Origin of the sequence: Terribacillus sp. JSM ZJ617 (assembly GCF_044383785.1) — a bacterium.
Lineage (GTDB): Bacteria > Bacillota > Bacilli > Bacillales > Amphibacillaceae > Terribacillus.
The window spans coordinates 94,234-116,129 of record NZ_JBISEQ010000002.1 but is presented as its reverse complement, the minus strand read 5'-3'; the positions used below and the strand labels follow the sequence as shown (position 1 = coordinate 116,129).

General features: G+C 46.6%; 22 protein-coding genes and 1 other annotated feature. All 22 genes read right to left on the bottom strand.

Translation table 11 applies throughout. From position 1 onward, the window contains the following. Positions 1 to 10: 10 nt before the first annotated feature. The 22 genes from pyrE to sigE all read right to left on the bottom strand — a co-directional run bounded on the left by pyrE (position 11) and on the right by sigE (position 21,875). Positions 11 to 622, bottom strand: a complete 612-nt coding sequence (pyrE, locus tag ACH6C1_RS06815; RefSeq protein WP_374075823.1) for an orotate phosphoribosyltransferase — start codon at positions 620 to 622, stop codon at positions 11 to 13. After that, positions 606 to 1,322 (bottom strand): orotidine-5'-phosphate decarboxylase, encoded by a 717-nt coding sequence (pyrF, locus tag ACH6C1_RS06810; RefSeq protein ID WP_374075820.1) that lies wholly within the window; start codon positions 1,320 to 1,322, stop codon positions 606 to 608. Before pyrF ends, pyrE begins: the two co-directional genes overlap by 17 nt. Next, complete coding sequence (locus ACH6C1_RS06805) at positions 1,294 to 2,229, bottom strand: dihydroorotate dehydrogenase (RefSeq protein ID WP_374075817.1); 936 nt, start codon at positions 2,227 to 2,229, stop codon at positions 1,294 to 1,296. The genes pyrF and ACH6C1_RS06805 overlap by 29 nt, the downstream gene beginning before the upstream one ends. After that, a complete protein-coding gene (locus ACH6C1_RS06800) occupies positions 2,226 to 2,996 on the bottom strand; it encodes a dihydroorotate dehydrogenase electron transfer subunit (RefSeq protein ID WP_374075814.1) in 771 nt (256 codons plus the stop codon). The genes ACH6C1_RS06805 and ACH6C1_RS06800 overlap by 4 nt, the downstream gene beginning before the upstream one ends. Then, entirely contained in the window at positions 2,993 to 6,190 is a 3,198-nt protein-coding gene (gene carB / locus ACH6C1_RS06795; RefSeq protein ID WP_374075811.1) for a carbamoyl-phosphate synthase large subunit, read from the bottom strand. The genes ACH6C1_RS06800 and carB overlap by 4 nt, the downstream gene beginning before the upstream one ends. Next, positions 6,183 to 7,283 carry a carbamoyl phosphate synthase small subunit gene (locus tag ACH6C1_RS06790; RefSeq protein ID WP_374075808.1) on the bottom strand — a complete coding sequence of 367 codons (1,101 nt, stop codon included), beginning with the start codon at positions 7,281 to 7,283 and terminating at the stop codon, positions 6,183 to 6,185. The genes carB and ACH6C1_RS06790 overlap by 8 nt, the downstream gene beginning before the upstream one ends. Further along, positions 7,280 to 8,560 carry a dihydroorotase gene (locus ACH6C1_RS06785; RefSeq protein WP_374075806.1) on the bottom strand — a complete coding sequence of 427 codons (1,281 nt, stop codon included), beginning with the start codon at positions 8,558 to 8,560 and terminating at the stop codon, positions 7,280 to 7,282. The genes ACH6C1_RS06790 and ACH6C1_RS06785 overlap by 4 nt, the downstream gene beginning before the upstream one ends. Continuing rightward, a complete protein-coding gene (locus tag ACH6C1_RS06780) occupies positions 8,520 to 9,443 on the bottom strand; it encodes an aspartate carbamoyltransferase catalytic subunit (protein WP_374075804.1) in 924 nt (307 codons plus the stop codon). The genes ACH6C1_RS06785 and ACH6C1_RS06780 overlap by 41 nt, the downstream gene beginning before the upstream one ends. Positions 9,444 to 9,456: 13 nt before the next feature. Then, positions 9,457 to 10,809 carry a solute carrier family 23 protein gene (locus ACH6C1_RS06775; protein ID WP_374075801.1) on the bottom strand — a complete coding sequence of 451 codons (1,353 nt, stop codon included), beginning with the start codon at positions 10,807 to 10,809 and terminating at the stop codon, positions 9,457 to 9,459. Positions 10,810 to 10,945: 136 nt separating this feature from the next. After that, on the bottom strand, positions 10,946 to 11,491 hold the full coding sequence (gene pyrR, locus ACH6C1_RS06770; protein ID WP_374075799.1) for a bifunctional pyr operon transcriptional regulator/uracil phosphoribosyltransferase PyrR: 546 nt from the start codon (positions 11,489 to 11,491) through the stop codon (positions 10,946 to 10,948). A 172-nt stretch (positions 11,492 to 11,663) separates the two neighbouring features. Continuing rightward, complete coding sequence (locus tag ACH6C1_RS06765; protein ID WP_095223042.1) at positions 11,664 to 12,575, bottom strand: RluA family pseudouridine synthase; 912 nt, start codon at positions 12,573 to 12,575, stop codon at positions 11,664 to 11,666. Further along, on the bottom strand, positions 12,572 to 13,036 hold the full coding sequence (gene lspA / locus ACH6C1_RS06760) for a signal peptidase II (protein ID WP_095223041.1): 465 nt from the start codon (positions 13,034 to 13,036) through the stop codon (positions 12,572 to 12,574). The genes ACH6C1_RS06765 and lspA overlap by 4 nt, the downstream gene beginning before the upstream one ends. A gap of 113 nt (positions 13,037 to 13,149) precedes the next feature. Next, a complete protein-coding gene (gene ileS, locus ACH6C1_RS06755; protein WP_374075795.1) occupies positions 13,150 to 15,903 on the bottom strand; it encodes an isoleucine--tRNA ligase in 2,754 nt (917 codons plus the stop codon). Positions 15,904 to 15,964: 61 nt separating this feature from the next. Then, positions 15,965 to 16,185, bottom strand: a binding site (T-box leader). Positions 16,186 to 16,254: 69 nt separating this feature from the next. Beyond that, entirely contained in the window at positions 16,255 to 16,755 is a 501-nt protein-coding gene (locus ACH6C1_RS06750; protein ID WP_095223039.1) for a DivIVA domain-containing protein, read from the bottom strand. A 74-nt stretch (positions 16,756 to 16,829) separates the two neighbouring features. Continuing rightward, a complete protein-coding gene (locus ACH6C1_RS06745) occupies positions 16,830 to 17,603 on the bottom strand; it encodes a YlmH family RNA-binding protein (protein ID WP_374075790.1) in 774 nt (257 codons plus the stop codon). Between the two features lie 21 nt (positions 17,604 to 17,624). Further along, positions 17,625 to 17,882, bottom strand: coding sequence for a YggT family protein (locus ACH6C1_RS06740; RefSeq protein ID WP_374075788.1), 258 nt, complete (start codon positions 17,880 to 17,882; stop codon positions 17,625 to 17,627). Positions 17,883 to 17,888: 6 nt separating this feature from the next. Further along, positions 17,889 to 18,329 carry a cell division protein SepF gene (locus ACH6C1_RS06735; protein WP_095223037.1) on the bottom strand — a complete coding sequence of 147 codons (441 nt, stop codon included), beginning with the start codon at positions 18,327 to 18,329 and terminating at the stop codon, positions 17,889 to 17,891. A 17-nt stretch (positions 18,330 to 18,346) separates the two neighbouring features. Then, a complete protein-coding gene (locus ACH6C1_RS06730; protein ID WP_374075785.1) occupies positions 18,347 to 19,024 on the bottom strand; it encodes a YggS family pyridoxal phosphate-dependent enzyme in 678 nt (225 codons plus the stop codon). Between the two features lie 2 nt (positions 19,025 to 19,026). After that, positions 19,027 to 19,833, bottom strand: a complete 807-nt coding sequence (pgeF, locus tag ACH6C1_RS06725) for a peptidoglycan editing factor PgeF (RefSeq protein WP_374075783.1) — start codon at positions 19,831 to 19,833, stop codon at positions 19,027 to 19,029. Between the two features lie 61 nt (positions 19,834 to 19,894). Continuing rightward, on the bottom strand, positions 19,895 to 20,158 hold the full coding sequence (locus ACH6C1_RS06720; RefSeq protein WP_366249892.1) for a YlmC/YmxH family sporulation protein: 264 nt from the start codon (positions 20,156 to 20,158) through the stop codon (positions 19,895 to 19,897). Between the two features lie 95 nt (positions 20,159 to 20,253). After that, on the bottom strand, positions 20,254 to 21,036 hold the full coding sequence (gene sigG / locus ACH6C1_RS06715) for an RNA polymerase sporulation sigma factor SigG (protein ID WP_374075780.1): 783 nt from the start codon (positions 21,034 to 21,036) through the stop codon (positions 20,254 to 20,256). Positions 21,037 to 21,161: 125 nt separating this feature from the next. After that, positions 21,162 to 21,875: an RNA polymerase sporulation sigma factor SigE gene (gene sigE, locus ACH6C1_RS06710; protein WP_095223064.1), complete on the bottom strand. Its 714-nt coding sequence runs from the start codon at positions 21,873 to 21,875 to the stop codon at positions 21,162 to 21,164. Positions 21,876 to 21,896: the final 21 nt, after the last annotated feature.

Sequence of the window (21,896 nt, the reverse complement as noted above, 5' to 3'; positions counted from 1 at the left end):
GCATCCTTTTTTATAATGTATCACGCCAATTCAATAGTTCTTGTTTCTCCTGAGAAGTTATCGTCTCATTCTCCACAAGTATATCAGCAAGTTCATCGAAATTAGTCAGCGTCTCAAATGGAACATCAATAGCGGTAAAGTTATCATCAGCTTTCTTCAGATTATAGCTGAAGATGGCCAACACTTTCGTCACAATCGCCCCTGCTTCCTGCAGTGCTTGGACCGTGTTGATAACAGAGCCCCCGGTCGATATAAGATCCTCGATAACGACTACATGTTTACCCGCAACGTCTGCTCCTTCGATTTGGTTGCCTTTTCCGTGACCTTTTTTGCTGGACCGGACATAGATCATCGGCAGAGCTGCTTTATCAGCAAGCCAGGCAGCATGCGGGATTCCACCGGTCGCACAGCCTGCTATGATATCTGTTTCCGGCAGTTCTGCTAACTTCTCTTGAAACTGGCGAGCTATTGCCGTCCGCACTTCCGGGTGACCGAGTGTCAGCCGATTATCACAGTAAATCGGCGAGTGGATTCCAGATGCCCATACAAAACTTTTGGCTGGATCAATTTGAATAGCATCAATTGATAGCAGTGCTTCTGCTATATTAGTTGTAGTTGTCATAGTTTTTCCACTCCTCGATTACTTGTTCGTATGCTTGTTTTGGATTGGATGCTGCTGTAACACCTCTTCCGATTACAAGATAGTCTGCTTGCATTTTCCTAGCACCAGCAGGTGTTGCGATACGGTGCTGATCGTTTCGGTCGGATCCTGCGAGCCGTATTCCTGGCGTGACAGTCAGGAAATCTGTTCCACAAGCTGCCTTGATACTAGTCGCCTCATGAGGAGAACAAACTACCCCATCAGCACCTGCTGCTTTGGACAATTCCGCAAGATGCAGAGCATAAGCAGCGAGTTCCATCGGCTGTTTAAGGTCGGTCCGGACCGTCTCTTCATCCATTGATGTCAGCATAGTCACAGCTATCAGTTTAGGAACAGCATTTTTTGCTCCCTGTATCAGACCTTCTTTTGCGTCTTCAATCATCTTTGCTCCGCCTAACGCATGAACATTAAGTATATCTACATCAAGTCCAGCTAGATTACGCATAGCGCTTTTAACGGTATTCGGAATGTCATGCAGCTTAAGATCGAGAAAGATTGGATGGTTATTCTCTTTCAGCTGGTGAACGATGGACGGACCCTCCCGATAAAATAGCTCCATCCCTACTTTTACCGGTACCTCGGCCAGCTCATGCTGTTTGAGAAAATGCAGCGCTTCTTCCCCAGTAGGGAAATCAAGCGCGAGATAGATTGGTGTCTGCATATTCATGCCCCTTTCCGATTGCGTCCTCGACACTTGCGAATCCATACTTTTGCAGGACGTGCGGCAGGTTCTGGATGATTTCAGGGCACACGAATGGATGCTGGAAGTTAGCGGTACCTACTGCCACAGCAGATGCACCTGCTAAAAGGAATTCCAGCACATCCTCTGCCGTTGTTACACCCCCCATACCAATAATCGGCAAGTTAGTCATCTGACGTATTTGGTAAACCATACGGATCGCTACCGGTTTTACAGCAGGACCAGATAACCCGCCGATTTTGTTGGCAAGCAATGGTTTTCTGCCTGCCAAGTTAATTTGCATACCTGTTAGAGTATTGATTAAGGACAAGCCATCTGCCCCAGCTTCTTCCACTGCACGGGCAATGACCGTAATGTCGGTAACGTTCGGTGAAAGCTTTACGTAGACTGGCACATCGCTTACTTCTTTCACAGCAGCTGTAACCATTTTGGCAAGTTCCGGATCCGTGCCGAACTGAACACCGCCTTCTTTCACATTCGGACAAGAGATGTTCAGCTCTATCGCTTTAATTACTGGGTGCTTGCTGATTTTACGTGCTACTTCCACATACTCTTCGACAGTGCTGCCTGCTACATTAGCAATAATCGGCGTATCGAAATCTGCTAAAAACGGCAGCTCCTTCTCTATTATCTGGTCTACTCCTGGGTTTTGTAAGCCGATCGCATTGAGCATACCCGCAGTAGTTTCGGCAACACGCGGCGTGCTATTGCCATAACGCGCAGAACCGGTTGCTGCTTTGATCGTAATCCCGCCAAGCAGGTTCAAGTCAAATAGCTCTGCGTATTCCTTGCCAAAACCGAAACAGCCGGAAGCTGGTAAAATAGGATTCCTCATATCCAGGCCTGGAAGATTGACATTTAAGTTCATGCCAGCACAACCTCCTTCGCACGAAAGACAGGGCCGTCTTTGCATATTTTCTTATAGCCGCTTTCACTTTCTGGTGCAGGCACGACACACGCAAAGCACGCGCCGATTCCGCAGCCCATCCTCTGCTCAATCGAAATGAAACCTTCTTCCTCTGCAAGTTGAGTAGAGACAGCTTTAAGCATGCCGGTAGGACCGCAGGTGAAAAACTGATCGAATGAGAATGCTTCTTTCGTGATTATATCCGTCACAAACCCTTTTTCCCCTGCGCTTCCGTCATCAGTAGCAAGATAATAGTCTCCAAGTTGGCGGAATGCTTCCTCATAGAAAACTTGCTCTTTGTTCTGGAATCCAGCTACCATCGTTACCTGGATGCCTTTTTCATGCAGACGCTTTGCCAGATAATAAAGGGGCGGTACACCGATTCCGCCGCCAACGAGCAATGCATGCTGCATTTGGAGCTCATCGACTGGATAGCCTTGACCGCATGGTCCAAGCGCATCCAGCTGATCTCCCGGCTGTGCTTTAGCCAATGTGTTCGTTCCTTCGCCTAGCAGTTTGAAAATGATCGTAATAGTAGACTCCTGTTTATCAACACCGGCGATGCTGATCGGGCGGCGCAGCATATGATTGCTGCCTTCTCCTACTAGCAAATGCAGGAATTGACCGGGCAGGATGTTCTCCTGCGCCATCTTTCCCCTGAATGTCATTTCTACTGTATCTTTTGCGATCGTTTCCCTGCTGATAATCTCAAGATGTTCATGAATCAAGACGGCATACCTCCTGCTACTACAGGCTTAGCAGTGAATGTCATCGATTCGATGATAGTCGCAATCGCTTTGGCTGTATCTAGGCTAGTCAGACAGGCGATACCATGCTCAACAGCTTCACGACGGATAAGGAAGCCGTCTGATCTAGGCTGCTTGCCGGAAGTCAATGTGTTAACAACAAATTGTACTTCACCATTTTCAATGATGCTGATTACATTCTGCTCAGAAGCACCGACTTTTCCAACTGTTGTAACTGGAAGACCTGCTTCTTCTACCGCTGCACTCGTTCCTTCGGTAGCGTAAAGCTGGAAGCCGAGCGCATAGAATAGTTTTGCAATTTCCATCGCTTCTTCTTTGTCTTTATCCGCTACAGTCAGTAAGATAGCTCCTTCCTGCGGTACAGACAGCCCCGAAGCAAGCAAACCTTTATAAAGTGCTTTTTCAAGTGTACGATCATGCCCGATTGCTTCACCTGTCGATTTCATCTCCGGCCCGAGCAGCGTATCAACACTGCGAAGCTTCTCAAAGCTGAATACAGGCACTTTCACATAGACATCCTCTGGTTCCGGCAATAGCCCGGAAACATATCCCATGCCAGCTAGCTTTTCACCCAAAATTGCGCGTGTAGCGATATTTGCCATCGTTACATGTGTAATTTTGGACAAGAACGGAATCGTGCGGCTGGCACGCGGATTCACTTCCAACACATATGCTTTGTTTTGATGGATAACGAACTGAATATTGATCAAGCCTTTTACGCCAAGAGCCTTTGCAATCTGCATCGTCGCATCGATGCATTGCTGGCGGCATTCCTCGGTTATCGTTTGGGTCGGATAAACAGCAATCGAGTCACCAGAATGGACGCCGGCACGTTCGATATGCTCCATGATCCCTGGAATGATAGTTGTTTCGCCATCGCTGATAGCGTCTACTTCCACCTCGATACCGGTCAAGTATTGATCAATCAGTACTGGATGATCATGTCTGACATGTACACGTTTTTCCATATAAGTCTGCAATTCTTCATTATTGTAGACAATCTCCATATTGCTTCCGCCAATCACATAAGAAGGGCGCACAAGTACGGGATAACCAATCTTTTCTGCTGTAGCTGCAGCATCCTCAAGCTTTGTGATAGAAGCCCCATCTGGTTTGGCAATCTTCAGTTCATCCAGCAGTTTCTCAAATTTATCACGGTCTTCTGCCGCATCGATTGCTTGCAAGGAAGTTCCAAGCACTTTCACACCGCGGCGTTCCAACCCTTCTGCCAGATTGATAGCAGTCTGACCGCCGAATTGTACGATTACACCGAGCGGGTTTTCAAGGTTGACGACATGCATCACATCTTCCAGTGTAAGTGGCTCGAAATAGAGCTTGTCGGAAACACTGAAATCCGTCGAAACGGTTTCGGGGTTGCTGTTGATGATGATCGCTTCATATCCCGCTTCCCGGATAGCCAGGACGCTATGGACTGTTGCATAGTCGAATTCGATTCCCTGTCCGATTCGGATTGGTCCAGAACCAAGCACGATTACTTTCTCTTTATCAGAAGCGACAGATTCATTTTCTTCTTCATAGGTGCTGTAGAAATAAGGTGTTTGCGATTCGAATTCCGCGGCACACGTATCTACCATTTTATAAACAGGCTGAAGGTCATTTTCAGTGCGGAATTCGTATACCTTGTCTTCCGTCGTGTTCCACCAGTGCGCTATTTCCCGGTCAGAAAATCCTTTTTGTTTTACTTCCTTCAACAATTCCAGTTCCCAAGGCTGTTCTTGCAAGCTTGATTCCATTTCAATCAATGCTTCAATTTTCCATAGGAAGAAGCGGTCGATCCTAGTTAGCTCATGCAGCTGTTCAACAGTGTATCCTCGGCGGAAAGCTTCAGCTAGGACAAACAGTCGTTCATCATCCGCTTTGACAAGACGATGCTCCATCTCTTCATTGCTCATTCTATCCAGGCTGATGGATGCAAGACCGTTTGCTTTGTTATCAAGGGAGCGGACACCTTTCAGCAAAGCCTCTTCGACATTGCGGCCAATTGCCATTACTTCTCCTGTCGCCTTCATCTGTGTACCTAGTTTACGGTTTCCGCTGACGAATTTATCAAATGGGAAACGCGGCAGTTTGGCAACAACATAGTCTAGTGCTGGTTCAAAGTATGCGTATGTCGTACCTGTTACAGGATTCTTGATTTCATCCAGTGTCAAACCGACAGCAATCTTCGCTGCCATTTTGGCGATCGGATAACCTGTTGCCTTGGAAGCAAGTGCGCTTGATCGGCTTACACGCGGATTCACTTCGATAATGTAGTAGTTGAAGCTATGCGGATCCAAAGCCAGCTGTACATTACAGCCTCCCTCGATCTGCAGTGCTTTGATGATTTTTATGGAAGCGTTGCGCAGCAGCTGGTATTCCCGGTCACTCAGTGTCTGGGAAGGTGCTACGACGATGCTGTCACCTGTGTGGATGCCGACTGGATCGACGTTTTCCATATTACAGACGACGATTGCCTGATCATTTTTGTCGCGCATTACTTCATATTCGATTTCTTTGAAGCCGGCAATATTCCGTTCAATCAGACATTGCGTCACCGGGGAAAGCGCTAATCCGTTCTTTGTGATTTGTTTTAGTTCCTCCAGGTTATAGCACATTCCTCCGCCCGTTCCGCCAAGCGTGTAGGCTGGACGTACGATCAGAGGAAAGCCGATTTCTTCTGAAAAAGCCACTGCTCCTTCTACAGTTGTGACAATCTGACTTTCTGGTACTGGTTCTCCCAACTGATGCATCAAATCACGGAATTGCTCTCTGTCCTCTGCCTGCTGAATGGCTTCGAGGGATGTACCAAGCAGTTCTACACCGAATTCCTTTAAAATACCTGTGTTATCAAGTGCAACAGCCAAGTTCAATCCAGTCTGTCCGCCAAGTGTCGGCAGCAAAGCATCTGGCTGTTCCTTGCGGATGATCTTGCTTAGGAATTCAACCGTGAGCGGCTCCATGTAAACAGTATCCGCAACAGTATGATCCGTCATGATCGTAGCAGGATTGGAGTTAGCAAGAATGACGGTATATCCTTCTTCACGCAGTGCCTGGCATGCCTGCGTACCGGAATAATCGAATTCAGCTGCTTGCCCGATTACAATTGGTCCTGAACCGATGACAAGTATTTTCTGGATATCAGTGCGTTTAGGCATAAGTTGCTTCCCCCTTGGATGTTTGGTTGGTTTGTGCTGTCATTGTAAGGAAGTTATCGAATAAATGGCGGGTATCCTCAGGACCTGGTGCCGCTTCCGGATGGTATTGGACACACATGACAGGGTACTTGCTGTGTTTAAGCCCTTCTACGGTGCCGTCATTTAAGGCTACCTGTGTCAGGATGAGTTCCGTCGCGGCCAAGGATTCCTTTGTGACTGTATAGCCATGATTTTGTGAGGTAAGGTAGGTTTTCCCTGTTTCCAAGTCTTTGACAGGGTGGTTGGAGCCCCGATGACCGAACTTCAGCTTTTCTGTATTCGCACCTGCTGCCAATGCAATCAGCTGGTGACCAAGACAGATACCGAAAATAGGTACTTGGCCGATCAGCTCACGAATAGTTTGTATGGCAGGTTCCACGTCTTTCGGATCGCCAGGTCCATTCGTCAGCATGATGCCATCAGGGTTTAAATGGAGGATTTGTTCTGCTGTGTAATGCCAAGGTACAACTGTGATATGACAATCGCGGGCTGCCAATTCACGAAGGATGCCGTGCTTCATCCCAAAATCCATGACGACGATGCGTTTGCCGCGCCCTGGTACAACATAAGGTTTAGCTGTACTCATACGTTGTACTTGATCGTTTGAAAGTGTGATTGTTTCCCAAGAAGCATGATTTTCAAGTGTATCGACTGCTTCTGTCAATCTAGCTTTCATTGCACCTTGTTTCCGGATGATTTTTGTCAGTTTACGAGTATCGATACCTGCGATACCTGGGATTTGATGAAACTTTAGGAAAGCATCAATTGTGTGCTGTTTCCGGAAGTTAGAAGGTGCTGCAGCAGCTTCTTTTACAACCATGGCCTGAATGGATGGCTGGATGCTCTCGAAGTCATCGCTGTTGATACCATAGTTGCCGATCAGCGGATACGTCAGTGTAACGATCTGACCGCAGTAGGAAGGGTCAGAAATAATCTCTTGATAGCCTGTCATTCCTGTGTTGAAGACGATTTCTCCAGTTGTTGCGCTATCGCTGCCGAATGCCGTGCCGGTAAAAACTGTACCGTCTTCTAAGATAAGTTGTCGTTTCTTCATTTTACCGCTTCCTTTCTGTAGACGATTTCTCCGCCAAAGATTGTCATCGTCGGCTCTCCTTTATAGCGCCAGCCAATGAATGGTGTGTTTGTTCCCTTGGATTGGAATAGTGCCGGATCTACTTCTCCTTCAGCTTCTAGGTCCAATACAGCTAAGTCTGCCGCTGCACCTATTTCGAAGCGGCCATATGGCAATCCGAATGCCTGTGAAGGCTTGATCGTTAGCCAATCAATCAGCTGATTAAGCGTAAAGATATTTGTCTCAACAAACTGCGTGTATAGCAGGCTGAAGGCAGTTTCTGAGCCAACGATACCGAATGAAGCATCCAGCATGCTGACGTTCTTCTCTTCCGCTGTGTGTGGTGCATGATCTGTCGCGATCATGTCAATCGTTCCATCAAGCAGTCCTTCAATCAGCGCCTGGCGATCCGCATCGGACCTGAGTGGCGGATTCATCTTAAAGTTCCCGTCATCTGTGATGATATCTTCATCAATAAGAAGCAAGTGATGCGGTGTAACCTCCGCAGTCACTCGGATACCGGCACGTTTAGCGTCTCGGATGACCCGTACTGATTCTTTTGTACTCACATGGCAGATATGATAATGACAGCCCGCAGCTTCGGCCAGAAGAATATCACGGGCGATATGTACTGACTCGGAAACACTATTGATACCCGGCAAACCAAGCCGTTCGCTCGCTGTACCTTCATGCATGACACCGCCAGGAACAAGACTGTCATCTTCGCAATGCGCCACAACAGGAATTCCGAGCTTAGCTGCTCGCTGCATCGTCTCCAGCATCATCCCAGCAGATTGGATCCCAAGACCATCATCGGTAAAGGCAAAAGCTTCTTTCATGTTTTCCATGTCTACTATTTCACGGCCCAACTGCTGTTTCGTGATGGCAGCATATTGCAGTACACGGATTACGCCGCTTTCTTCATTTCGAGCCATGATGGATTGGAGCGTTTCTGGACAATCTGGTGCTGGTCGGAGGTTAGGCATGGCAGCTACTGTCGTGAATCCGCCTCGAGCTGCAGCTTTTGTACCTGTTTCAATCGTTTCCTTCTTTTCTGCACCTGGTTCACGCAAATGTACATGGACATCCACAAAGCCTGCTGTTACTAGCTGACCTTCTAGATCCTCTACATGATCTTCTGCTGTTATCTCGATTTGACTGGCAATTTCAGTGATAATACCATCCTCGATTTTCACCATTACTTCTTCCAGTGTCTGATCAGCTGTTAACTGCTTCGCGTTTGTTAAGATTGTAGCCATGCTTGATTCCCCATCCTTCCAATAGTGTAATGATAACTGCCATTCGTGCTGCTACGCCGTTTTCCATTTGACGGAATATCCTCGAGCGTGGTGCTTCCACGAGACTGTCGTCTATTTCGATGCCGCGGTTGACTGGAGCCGGGTGCATAATGATCGCGTGCTGCTGCATCTTTTGTTCCCTGGCTTTCGTCAGTCCGTATTGTTCCAAATATCCAGATGCTTCTCCTTTTGATTCATGACGCTCAAACTGAATACGAAGCAGCATCATGACATCACATTGTTCCACTGCATCATCCATACTCAATACTGGTATTCCAAGTGTTTCATCCATCCATTCCGGCTTGCCTGCTGCAAAGACGTGCGCCCCCAATTTGCGCAGAGCCATTGCATTGCTTCTGGCAACCCGGCTGTGACGGATGTCACCGGCAATGACGATTTTCAGCCCGTCAAAGCGTCCATACTCCTGATATATTGTCATCAGATCAAGCAAGCATTGTGTCGGGTGCTCCCCTTTTCCATCACCGGCATTAATAACCGGTATATCCAGGTTTTCAGCAAGCATTGCAGCTGTTTGTTCCTCTGGATGACGGATGACAAGGACCGAAGCGCCGATCGATTGAAGGGTCTTAGCGGTGTCATAGACGGTCTCGCCTTTGGTCACGCTGGATGCCTCTGCGGCGAAGTCCAGCACTTCCAGGCCCAGTTTCCGTTCTGCTACGGTAAAGCTCATCTTCGTCCGTGTGCTCGGCTCGAAGAATAGATTGGCTGCAAACAGCTGCTCCCTGTATCCTGATACCCCCTGTACCTGTATGTCTGTAGCGAGCTGTACGAGCTGCAGCAGTTCCCCTGCAGTAAGATGCTTCATCGATACGAAATGCTTCATGTCCTTCTCCTCCTTATTTGTCCTCGACTGTGAACAGACTGCCGTTTCCAAGACCGGATTCTTTGCCCGGCAATACAAGGTTCAAGACGACACCAACTAGTGCCGCTAATGCCATGCTGTTGATTTCCAAGTCCAGATCGGCGATCTGGAAGCGAAGGAAAGCTCCGCCGATTCCGATGACCAAGATGATCGAGCTGATGATCAAGTTACGTTTGTCGCCAAGATCAAGCTGGCTGTCGATCATCGTTCGAAGACCGCTTGCAGCGATGATCCCAAAGAGCATGATGCTCACCCCACCCATGACTGCCGAGGGTACTGAGCTGATTAGAGCAGTGATCAAGCCCGTGAATCCGAAGAGAATAGCAAGTATTGCTGTACCCCCGATGACGAATACACTGAACACTCTCGTGATCGCCAGTACCCCGATGTTTTCCCCGTAAGTTGTGTTTGGCGGACCGCCAAGCACGGATGCAATCATTGTCGCGATTCCATCACCCGCCAAAGATGTATGCAAACCTGGCTTGACGAGCATGTTTTGATCGACGATCTTGGATAATGCCAGCTGGTGTCCGATGTGTTCGGATACTGTTACAACCGCGATAGGCACCATCGTGAAGAAAAGCTGCCAGCTGAATACATCAGCGACGTTGTAATCAACAAACGGGATGGTAAAGTTCGGTACCGTGAAGATTCCGCTGAAGAAAGCACTGATGCTATCCGCTGTAACAATCTGGTTCCAAGCTGCCTGTACGCCGCTTGTGTCAACAATTCCTTGTGTTAGCGCGAAAACATACCCGCCGATGATTCCGATCAAGACCGGAATCAATCCAAGGAATCCTTTCAGGAAGATGGACGCTGCTACTGTTATTGCTAATGTGACCAGTGCAATTATGAAGTATTTTGTGCTGTATTCCCCTGTATCAGGTGCATTCATTGCCATATCCACCGCAGTCGGTGCCAGTGCCAGACCGATGACGATGATGACTGGTCCAACAACAATTGGCGGAAGCAGTTTGATGATACTTCTCATCCCTCCGAGACGGATGGCGATCGCAACGACGCCGTAAGCAAGACCTGCGAAAAAGCTGCCAATCATGGCGCCGCCGATTCCGGCAGTTTCAATTGCCTGTGTGATCGGATAGATGAAAGCGAAGCTCGATCCTAGATAAGCTGGCACTGTCCCTCTTGTAATCAGGATGAATGCGAGTGTGCCGACACCGCTTGATACAAGTGCTACTGCCGGATCAAGCCCGGTGAGTGCCGGCACCAGGATAGTTGCACCGAACATTGCGAATAAATGCTGTAAGCTGAATATGATCCATTGATTCCATTTTGGTATGTCGTGTATGTTTAATGCTGGCTTCATCTGTTTCTCTCCTCTTTTTCCCTATAAAAAAAGCCTCTTCGCGATTATGGTCGCAAAGAGGCACACGTCTGCCACTTCCGTGACGACGTTGTTGCTTGCGACCTTGTAAGCCTCTCTGGACTTCCATTAAAGGTCCTTATTCATTTTCGTAAATATCGACGCTCTCGTAGTCATCTGTCTCTTCCAACTCGACGACGATGACTTCCGATTGTGAGGTAGGGATATTCTTCCCAATATAATCGGCCCGAATCGGCAGTTCCCGATGTCCTCTGTCGATCAGAACTGCTAGTTGGATCTGCGCTGGACGTCCCGCGTCCATGATCGCATCCATTGCAGCTCTCACTGTTCTTCCTGTGTATAATACATCATCAATCAAGATGACATTCTTATTCGTTAAATCTGTTCCGAGCTTCACTGGCTGCACCATCGGTTCCTGATTGTCAGTTGCATGTGCCAAGTCATCCCGGTACAGCGTGATATCCACTTCTTCAAGCGGTACAGTCACTTGTTCGATTCCTTCTATCTTCTGCTGCAGGCGTTTCGCGATGGGAACACCTCTGGTCTGGATTCCGACAAGAACCAAATCTTCCGGTCCCTTATTGCGTTCTAGGATTTCATGTGCGATCCGTGTGAGCGCACGTCCAATTGCAGCCTGATCCAGCAGGGTTGCTTTCTTATTCATCTTCTTCCCACCTTCCTTTGAAGCTATGAAAAAGCCCCTTATCACCATGAGGCAATAAGGGGCTTGGATACTATACGTATCCCGTTCTTCTCCGCTTCCTTATCAGCCTCTCTGGACTGTCTTAAAGGTTCTTATTCAACTGCATTCAGTATCGCATGTCAGGGAACGACTGTCAAGCATTGAACTTCAACTTGTCCAATTCCTCTTGGAACACGTCAGGAACAGGAGCTTCGAAATGCATCCATTCACCAGAGATAGGGTGGTTGAAGCCAAGAACAGCAGCATGCAGCGCTTGACCACCGATATCCAACGTTCTGCGCGGACCGTATTTAGGGTCTCCAGCAAGCGGATAACCAATGTATTGCATATGCACACGAATCTGGTGTGTTCTGCCTGTCTCCAGCTTACATTCCAAATAAGTGAATTCATCAAAACGTTCCAGCACCTCAAAATGCGTCACTGCAGGTTTTCCATTTTCTACGACAGCCATTTTCTGACGGTCATTCGGGTCACGACCAATTGGCGCTTCAATTGTGCCAAACTCGTGATCGATCACACCATGGACAATGGCACGGTACTTCCGTTCAATGTCATGTTCCTTCAGCATATCCGTCAATTTTTGGTGCGCTTTATCATGCTTAGCGACGACTAGAAGGCCGCTTGTATCCTTATCGATACGATGTACGATCCCCGGACGCATCGTTCCATTGATACCAGATAGATCTTTAAGATGATATAGAAGCGCGTGAACCATCGTACCAGTCTGATGACCGTTGGATGGATGTACAACCATTCCTCGCGGCTTATTCACAACTGCAATATCTGCATCTTCATAAATGATCTCAAGCGGGATATTCTCCGCTTCGATTTTCATTTCCTCAGGTTCCGGAATCGACCACTCGATCACGTCCCCTTCTTGCACAGTATACTTATTCTTCACTTTAGTGCCGTTCACAGTAACCAGATCCTCTTTGATCCAGCTCTGAGCCTGACTCCGGGAAACATCCTCCTGGATATCAGATAACAGTTTATCGATGCGCAAACCCGATTCTTCGGCTGCGACTGTATGGTCAAACTGACTCATGCTTCTTTTCTTCCTTTCTTTCGCTCATCAAGCAGCATTGCGATAATGATGAGGATTACACCTACAACCAGACAGGAATCCGCCACGTTGAAGATTGGATAATGATAGTCACCGAATCGTGTATCGACGAAATCGACGACCTCCTTACGGAACAGCCGATCGATGAAGTTGCCGATGGCTCCGCCAAGTACAAGCGAAAGACCGGCACCCATCAATTTGCTTTCCTTGCTATATTTCACAATATAGTAGCTGACTATGACAATAACAATCGCTGTTACAAGATAGAAGAACCAAAAATGACCTTCCAATATCCCCCAAGCTGCTCCTCTGTTACGATGAGAGGACAGATACAGGAAATTATCGATTATCGGAATTGACTCTCCTTCCGTCATATTCTTCACTACTGCCAATTTTGTTAGCTGATCAATGATGATCAGAATAATCGCAATGACAAAATACATGGACTTCTTTTCCTCCGTTCAAATACAATCTACCTTGCATTTTACCATATATGCGACTAAAAAGATTGTCCAGATAAAAAGAAAGCTTCGCCTTAAAGCGAAGCTTTCTCTCCTTACGCGTGATAGTGTGCTTCCACGATACTTGCACAGCGAGAACATAGCTCAGGATGCTTCTCATCCTGCCCGACTGTGTCAGAAGCAACCCAGCAGCGTTCGCATCGGTCTGCCGGATGTTTTTCCACACGGACAGCCACATGCTCATAATCAGTAGCATCAGCATCTGAATCCACCACGTTTGCTTCAGATACAATAAGCAATTGATGCAAATTATCAATACCTTGAAGCAGCTGTTTCGTTGCATCGTCTTTTGCAACAATCGTTAATTTAGATTCGAGTGATTTACCGATGACTTTCTCACTTCGGGCGATTTCCAAAGCTTTCAGAACATCATCACGTACTTTCATGAAATGATCCCATTTTGCCAATAGCTCATCATGATCTGCAATTACTGCAGCTTCTGGGAAGTCAGTCAACTGGACGCTTTCCGCTTTTTCACCAGGAATATAGCTCCAAGCTTCCTCTGTTGTATGTGCAAGAATCGGTGCAAGCATTTGAAGAAGCGCTTTTACGATTTCGTAATAGGCAGTCTGGATGCTTCGGCGTGCTGGATGATCAGCAGCCTCGATATAAAGGATATCTTTACCGAAATCAAGGTAGAACGCACTAAGTTCTACAGAACAGAAGCTAAGGATTGCAGAATATACATCCGCAAATTCGTATTTGTCGTAGCTCGCGCGTACGTGCTTCGTCAAATCAGAAAGCTTCGCAAGCATATAACGGTCCACTTCCACCATATCAGCATGCGCTACACTGTCCTTCGCAGGATCGAAATCATGCAAGTTGGCAAGCAAGAAGCGGAACGTATTCCGGATTTTGCGATAGCCTTCGGATGTCTGTTTGATGATTTCATCAGAGATACGGACATCTGATTGATAATCCACGGAAGCAACCCATAGACGGAGGATATCCGCGCCATACTGCTTCATGATTTTCGCCGGTACAACGATGTTGCCAAGCGATTTACTCATCTTCTTGCCTTTTCCGTCCAATGCAAATCCGTGGCTTAGAACTGCTTTATACGGTGCTTTGCCTGTTACAGCAACGGCAGTTGTCAAGGAAGAGTTGAACCAGCCGCGATATTGATCGGAGCCTTCCAAGTAAAGGTCAGCTGGACGCTGTAATTCCGGACGGTTCACTAACACACCTTGGTGTGAAGAACCAGAGTCGAACCACACGTCCATGATATCTGTTTCTTTCGTGAAGATACCGTTCGGGCTATGCTCGGAAGTGAAGCCTTCCGGCAATAGGTCTTTTGCTTCTCTTTCGAACCAGATGTTAGAGCCATGCTCAAGGAATAGGTCGGAAACATGCTGGATCGTTTCTTCTGTGATGATAGGTTCTCCATTTTCACCGTAGAATACAGGAATCGGAACACCCCATGCACGCTGACGGGAAATACACCAGTCTTCACGATCACGGAACATGTTATAAAGGCGTGTTTCGCCCCATTTCGGGAACCATTCCACTTCCTTGATTTGTTCGATGATCTGCTCACGGAATGCTTTGATGGAAGCAAACCATTGCGCTGTTGCACGATAGATGACAGGTTTCTTTGTACGCCAGTCATGCGGGTAAGAATGTGTAAAGAACTCAAGTTTCAGTAATGCGCCTTTTTCTTCAAGCAGTTCTGTGATTTCTTTGTTTGCCGTATCATAGAATACACCTTCAAAACCAGGAGCTTCGCTTGTGAATACACCTTTGTCATCTAATGGGCTGATGATTGGCAATTTGTATTTTTGACTGGCAAAGAAATCTTCTTCCCCGTGTCCAGGTGCTGTGTGCACGCAGCCTGTACCGCTGTCAGTCGTAACATGTTCGCCAAGAATGATCAATGATTCACGGTCATAGAAAGGATGCTGTGTTGTAACATACTCTGCTTCTTTTCCTTTGAATGTTTTCAGTACTTCAGGACTGCTCCATTCAAGTGTTTCTGTAACGCTGCTAAGCAAGTCTTCTGCCACGACATATTTCTCGCTGCCGACTTGTGCAACCACGTATGTCACTTCAGGATGAAGCGAGATTGCAACGTTAGCAGGCAATGTCCATGGCGTAGTTGTCCAGATGATGAATTTCTCGTCACCTTGGAACAAGTTCTTACCGTCTTTAACTTGGAAAGCCACATAGATGGATGCAGAGCGTTTGTCTTGGTACTCGATTTCTGCTTCTGCCAAAGCAGATTCAGAGGATGGAGACCAGTATACTGGCTTCATGCCTTTATAGATATAGCCGCGTTCAGCCATTTCGCCGAACACTTTGATTTGTGCTGCTTCATAATCCTTTGTCAGCGTGATATAAGGATTATCCCAATCCCCGCGAACACCTAGCTGCTTGAACTGTGTGCGCTGGTTATTGATCTGCTGCATCGCATATTCCGCACAAAGACGGCGGAATTCCGCAACCGTCATTTTCTTGCGGTCGACTTTCTTTTTCGTAAGCGCCTGCTCGATCGGCAGTCCGTGTGTATCCCAGCCTGGAACATATGGTGCATGGAAGCCAGACATCGATTTATAACGCACGATAAAGTCTTTTAATACTTTGTTAAGCGCATGGCCCATATGAAGGTCACCATTGGCGTATGGAGGTCCGTCATGCAAAACGAAGAGCGGACGCCCTTCCGTTCTTTCCTGCACTTTTTTGTAGATGTTTTGTTCTTCCCAGTCCTGCTGCATTTTTGGTTCTTTGTTCGGCAGGTTGCCGCGCATCGGGAAAGCCGTTTCCGGCATCAGCAGTGTTTCTTTGTAATCCAATGTTTTTCCTCCTTATGATGACCGATAATTTTGGGCAAAAAAAGGAGTCCCTCATCATCCCAGAAGGGACGAGAGAGACTCGCGGTACCACCCTTATAGACAGACTAGTATCGTCTATCCACTCGAATTCGTAACGTGAATGAGACGTCCATTTCTACTGCTTGCGGTTCGAATGGAAACTAGCGGGTGATGTTCGAAAGAGATACCGTACCAGGCTCTCACCTTCCCTGGCTCGCTTTGAAAGCGGTATGGACTTCCTACTGTCCCGATCACAGTCTTTATATCATGGTCATGTTGTTTGCTAATAATAGTAAAATTATATGTAAGTTTGCGAAAAACGTCAAGCGGACTTTATTCCGCCTTCTCTTCCTCAGGCTCATACGCTACCTCTGTGGCGAATAAACCATCCCAATCATCCGTTTCAATCATCTCAAGCTGTGCTTCCACAAGCATCTTCAAGCGTGTACGGAATACTTTTGCCTGTTTTTTAAGGTCCTCGACTTCCAAAGCAATCTGGCGTGACTTTGTGAGGGACTCATTGATGATACGGTCAGCATTCTTCTCAGCTTCTTTGATGATCAGCTTGGACTCTTTCATTGCATTGCCCTTCACTTCTTCGGCAGTTTCCTGCGCTACAAGGATCGACTTATTCAAAGTCGTTTCAATATTATTAAAATGTCCAAGTCGTTCTTCGAGCTGCTGTACACGTTCTTCTAAATCCTTCTTCTCTCGGATGATGATCTCATAATCCTTGATCACCCTGTCTAGGAAGTCGTTTACATCATCTTCATCATAACCGCGGAATCCGCGGGCGAACTCTTTATTGTGAATATCCAAAGGTGTTAATGGCACAACGGCCACCTCCTGTAAAAGAATCTAAATAATAGCTGTTATTCGACAAAGATAGCATAAATTAACCATTACGGCTACTTTAATTTTTCCAATGTGATTCGCTGCTTGTCCTTCTTCGTTGTACCTTTCACTTCTGCAAGCTTGCCCCTGCCCATACCCCGCAGGGATATGAGGTCTCCCTCAGCCAATTGAAAGCTGACATCCTCGACCGTCTTAAAATTGACTTTGACAAGCCCTTTCTGGATGCGCTCTGCAGCCTGCTGGCGTGACATACGATAGAGTTCCTTTACGATAGCATCCAGCCTGAGGGAGGAGACAGTTGTTTCGCTCGTGACCCATTCCACCTCTTCAGGTCTGAACCGATTAGGATCTACGGATTGCCACGATACCTTGGCTCTTTTAACTTCAACTAAATTCGCACGTATGTATATTGCGATGTCTGATGTAGTGAAAAGCTGGATTAAGCCTTCCCCAACACTTATATCACCCAGTTTTTTGCGATCGATGCCAAGGGAAAGGAAAGACCCCATCACATCACGGTGCTCAAGTGTGACAAACTTATCGGGATAAGCAGCTTCGAGCAGCTCGATACTAAAGTCCTCGGGAGTTATCGAGTCATAAAGCGGAGCGATGATTCCCCGCTTTCTTTCCGCTTTCTCCGTCCCGCCGGAAAAAGCCCACTGCAGCTCGGTCTGACCGCCTAACAGCTGTCGGAAGATAAGCTGTTCCCGGGGATCCAGGAAATCGGTCACCCGGGGCTGGTATTGACGCTCCACTTGTTCCATCCAGGAAAGAATTTGGTCAATAAAAGGACGTTCCTCTTCCCGGTAATGCTGATAGATACTCACGTTACTTTGTACTCCTCATCATTAAAAAATCATAAAGTAGATAGTTCTTACACCACTCTCCGCCAAGCGCAAAACAATGATCCCAACGATTGGGGAGAGATCTATCATTCCCAGCGGCGGAATGAACCGTCGAAATACATCCAAATATGGCTCACAGATACGTCCTAGCATTTCGCCGAACGCTGACTGCCGGGCTCCCGGGAACCATGACATCAGGATATAAATGATCAGTGCAAAGGAATAGACTGTGAAAGCCATACTAATTATGTTCAAAAGCATCTGCTTCTACCACCTCTTATTATAGTCATCCTGCTCCTCTATCATATCGGATATGCTGCCGGTTAGTTCAATATTGTCCGGAGCACACAGGAAGGTTTGACTGCCCAGTTTCTGGATATCACCATTAACCGCGTAGACTGTACCACTCAGAAAATCAACGATACGCTTAGCCTGGTGATGATCGACACGCTGCAGATTAAGCACTACTGCTCTTCTGTTTACAACATGATCGGCAATTTCCTGTGCTTCATTATATGTCCTTGGCTCGCAAAGAACGACTTTAGAAGAGGATTGCACGCTTTTCAGGCTGACAACGTTCTGATTCTGGTTCCGCCCGCCTGGCTGATATGGCTCGATCTCCTCTTGTTCGTTTGGCTGTTCCTCGACATATTCATATTCTTCATCATCTACAGTAAAGAAATTTTTCATCTTATTCTTGAAACTCATTTTCTTCACCTCGCTTTTTAGTATGGACCTACAAGAGCAGAGCCGACCCGGATATGAGTCGCTCCTTCTTCTATCGCGATTGTGTAATCATTACTCATTCCCATGGATAAGAATGTACAAGGCGCATGCGTCAAATTAGCAGCTGCCACTTCATCACGAAGCTGTCTCAAGCCGCTGAACACACTGCGGAGTACATCTTCATTCTCTGTATTAGGTGCCATCGTCATCAGACCGACTACTTCAATTGCCGGAAATTCTGCAAGCTCCTTGATAAAAGCCAGTGTTTCCTCAGGTGAAACACCTGATTTGGTAGCTTCTCCGCTCACATTGACTTGTACAAAGCACTTGATTTTCTTGGTTGCCCGTTTCTGAATTTCCTTTGCGAGCGACAGTCTGTCCAGTGCATGCAGATAGTCCACCTGATTGATGACATCTTTTACTTTCCTTGTTTGCAGGCTTCCGATGAAATGCCATACAGCTTTTTCTCCAATGATTGCCTGCTTCTCAAGAAAACCTTCGATCCGATTCTCGCCTAAATCGACAATACCGGCATCGACAGCTTCTTCTGTTCGTTCAATTGTAACATATTTCGTAACGGCAAGGAGTGTTATATCCTCGGAATTTCGGCCTGTTTTAGCCGCTGCCGAGCTAATATCATCCTTGATCCGTTTCAGATTCTCTTTTACTGTATTCATGCTTACTCCTCTTTCATCCCGATAAAACCGATCATACGGCCGGTTTTTCCTTGATCTTCCCGATGTGAATAGAATTCCGGAGAATCGTATGTACAATGCGCCGCTGTCAGTATGTTTTCATCCAGAATATCTGCTTGCAGCATATACAGCCGATTGAGTGTCTGCAGATCAAGATAATATCGATCCGATCCGCTTGGCTCCAGCACCTTAGCCCGGAATTGCTCAGGTATCTGCTGTACAATATGGTCATCCACTTCGTATCTGTTCCTGGATATACATGGTCCGATCATCGCTTGTAAATTTTCTTTGTTTGCTCCGTTGTTACAAAGAGCTTCAATCATTTTCCCTGCCATATTTGCGACAGTTCCGCGCCAGCCAGCGTGTGCCATTCCGATCCACCCACTAGTACTATCGAAAAAATAAAGAGGCACACAGTCTGCAAAGAAAGCAGCAAGAAGCATGCCTTTTTCATTCGTGATCAAACCATCAACTGATGGGAGGCTGTCAGCTAATTCCCGGCTTCCGCGACCGGCTTCTCTTTTGGTGACGACCGCTATTTCCGTCCCATGGACTTGCTCACCCAGTACCCATCTTTCCAAGGGGAACTGAATTGCTTCGGCAAGAAGCTGACGATTTTGGACGACCGCTTCTGGCTCATCGCCGACATGCAGTCCCATATTCAGACTATGAAAAGGCGCTTTACTCACACCATTGTATTTTGTCGTAATTCCGCTGACGATGCTGTCAGGAGCTGACCATCCGCCAAGCTCCATATACAGCCCTTTCAAGTCGGAAGCTGTTTCTCTCATATGGTACCCACTCCTCTGATTGCTTTTATAGTACCATATTTCCGCTTGATTCTGTACAAGATTACTTGCTCGCTTCTTCTGTCACAGATGCTTGTTCAGGACTTTTGATTAAGATGACATCTGTTCCAATCGTGATGATCTGATTCCATGGAACGACTAATTCCTCTTCCTTCCCGAACAGCCCCATCATCTTCCCTCGAAGTGTTACGATAATTGCTGATATATGACCATTTTGTTCATTAATTTCCAAATCGGACACATTCCCTACTTTTTTACCATTCTCCATCAGAACTATATCCTTCATCTGCAATTCGGTTAGTGTCATCAATACTTAGCCCCTTTGCTGTTTTCTTCTAGTCTATGCGGCCAAGCTCATGAATTAGCATGCAAACATAAAAAAGACACCTGAATCAGGTGTCTTCACTCGAACATTTGTTTATTCATTTCTTCTATTGCAGCTTTTTCCAGCCGCGATACTTGTGCTTGGGATATACCAATTTCGTCTGCGACTTCCATCTGTGTTTTGCCTTGGAAGAAACGCTTGTTCAGAATCATTTTTTCCCGTTCGTTCAGACGATGCATACCTTCTTTCAAAGAAAGATTATCGAGCCAGTTAGCATCATTTTCCGTCTCGCTGCGAAGCTGATCCAAAACGAATATCGGGTCACCGCCATCGTTATAAATCGGCTCGAACAAAGAAACCGGATCCTGGATCGCATCCATTGCGAATGTTATATCAGAGGGCTGCACACCTAGCTCTGCAGCAATCTCAGCTGTTGTTGGGTCTTTAGAAGTCTTCGCAATCAGCTGCTCACGTACCTGCAAAGCTTTGTATGCCGTATCACGCAAGGAACGAGAGACCCGAATCGGATTATTATCTCGTAAGTAGCGGCGAATTTCCCCTATGATCATCGGCACTGCGTATGTAGAAAAACGCACATTATGCTTCAAATCGAAATTATCAATGGATTTCATTAGTCCGATACAGCCTACTTGAAAAAGATCGTCAACATATTCTCCTCGATTATTGAAGCGCTGAATAACACTGAGCACAAGTCGGAGATTCCCATTGACGAGTTCTTCCCGGGCTGAAATGTCGTCTTCTTGCTGCATGCGGATGAATAGCTTTTTCATTTCCTCATTTTTGAGTACTGGCAGCTTTGAAGTATCTACCCCACATATTTCAACTTTCTGTCTCGACATATTCCTTGACCTCCCGAATGAAGATACGATGCAAGCACAGTATCTCCCCACGGGAATTTTTTTATGCAAAGACAAAAGGTGCCTGACATTGTCCGGCAGTGGACAAATACAGGCACCAGTAAGGCTTAGAGCATTTTATTAAATTCTTTTTGCAATCGGCGGATAATCTTCTTTTCCAAACGGGATATATAAGACTGGGATATGCCGAGCATATCAGCTACATCTTTTTGCGTTTTCTCTTCCTGGCCGATAAGCCCAAAGCGCAGTTCCATGATTTGCTTTTCTCTGTCATTGAGCTGTTCCAAGGCTTTTTTCAGTAAATTCTTATCTACATTTTTCTCGATATCCTTCGTGATGATGTCATCGTCTGTTCCTAATACATCTGATAAAAGCAGTTCATTGCCATCCCAATCAATATTGAGCGGTTCATCAAAACTGATTTCTGATTTCAGTTTGCTATTCCGGCGTAAATACATGAGAATTTCATTTTCTATACAGCGGGAAGCGTATGTTGCAAGCTTGATTTTCTTTTCTGGATTGAAAGTATTCACAGCCTTGATCAAACCGATTGTTCCAATGCTAATCAAGTCTTCTATATTGATGCCGGTATTTTCGAACTTCCTCGCTATATACACCACTAGACGGAGGTTGCGCTCAATCAGCATCGCTCTTGCCGATTTATCACCAGTAGGCAGAAGCTGGAGCAATTTGAACTCCTCTTCCTTCGATAATGGAGGTGGCAAAGCCTCGCTGCCTCCGATATAATAAATTTCCTTTCGCTTGATTTTAAGCTTGACGAGAATTTTATACCACCATATTTTCAGCTTCCATGCTTTCATTCCCATGTTTATCTCCCTTCT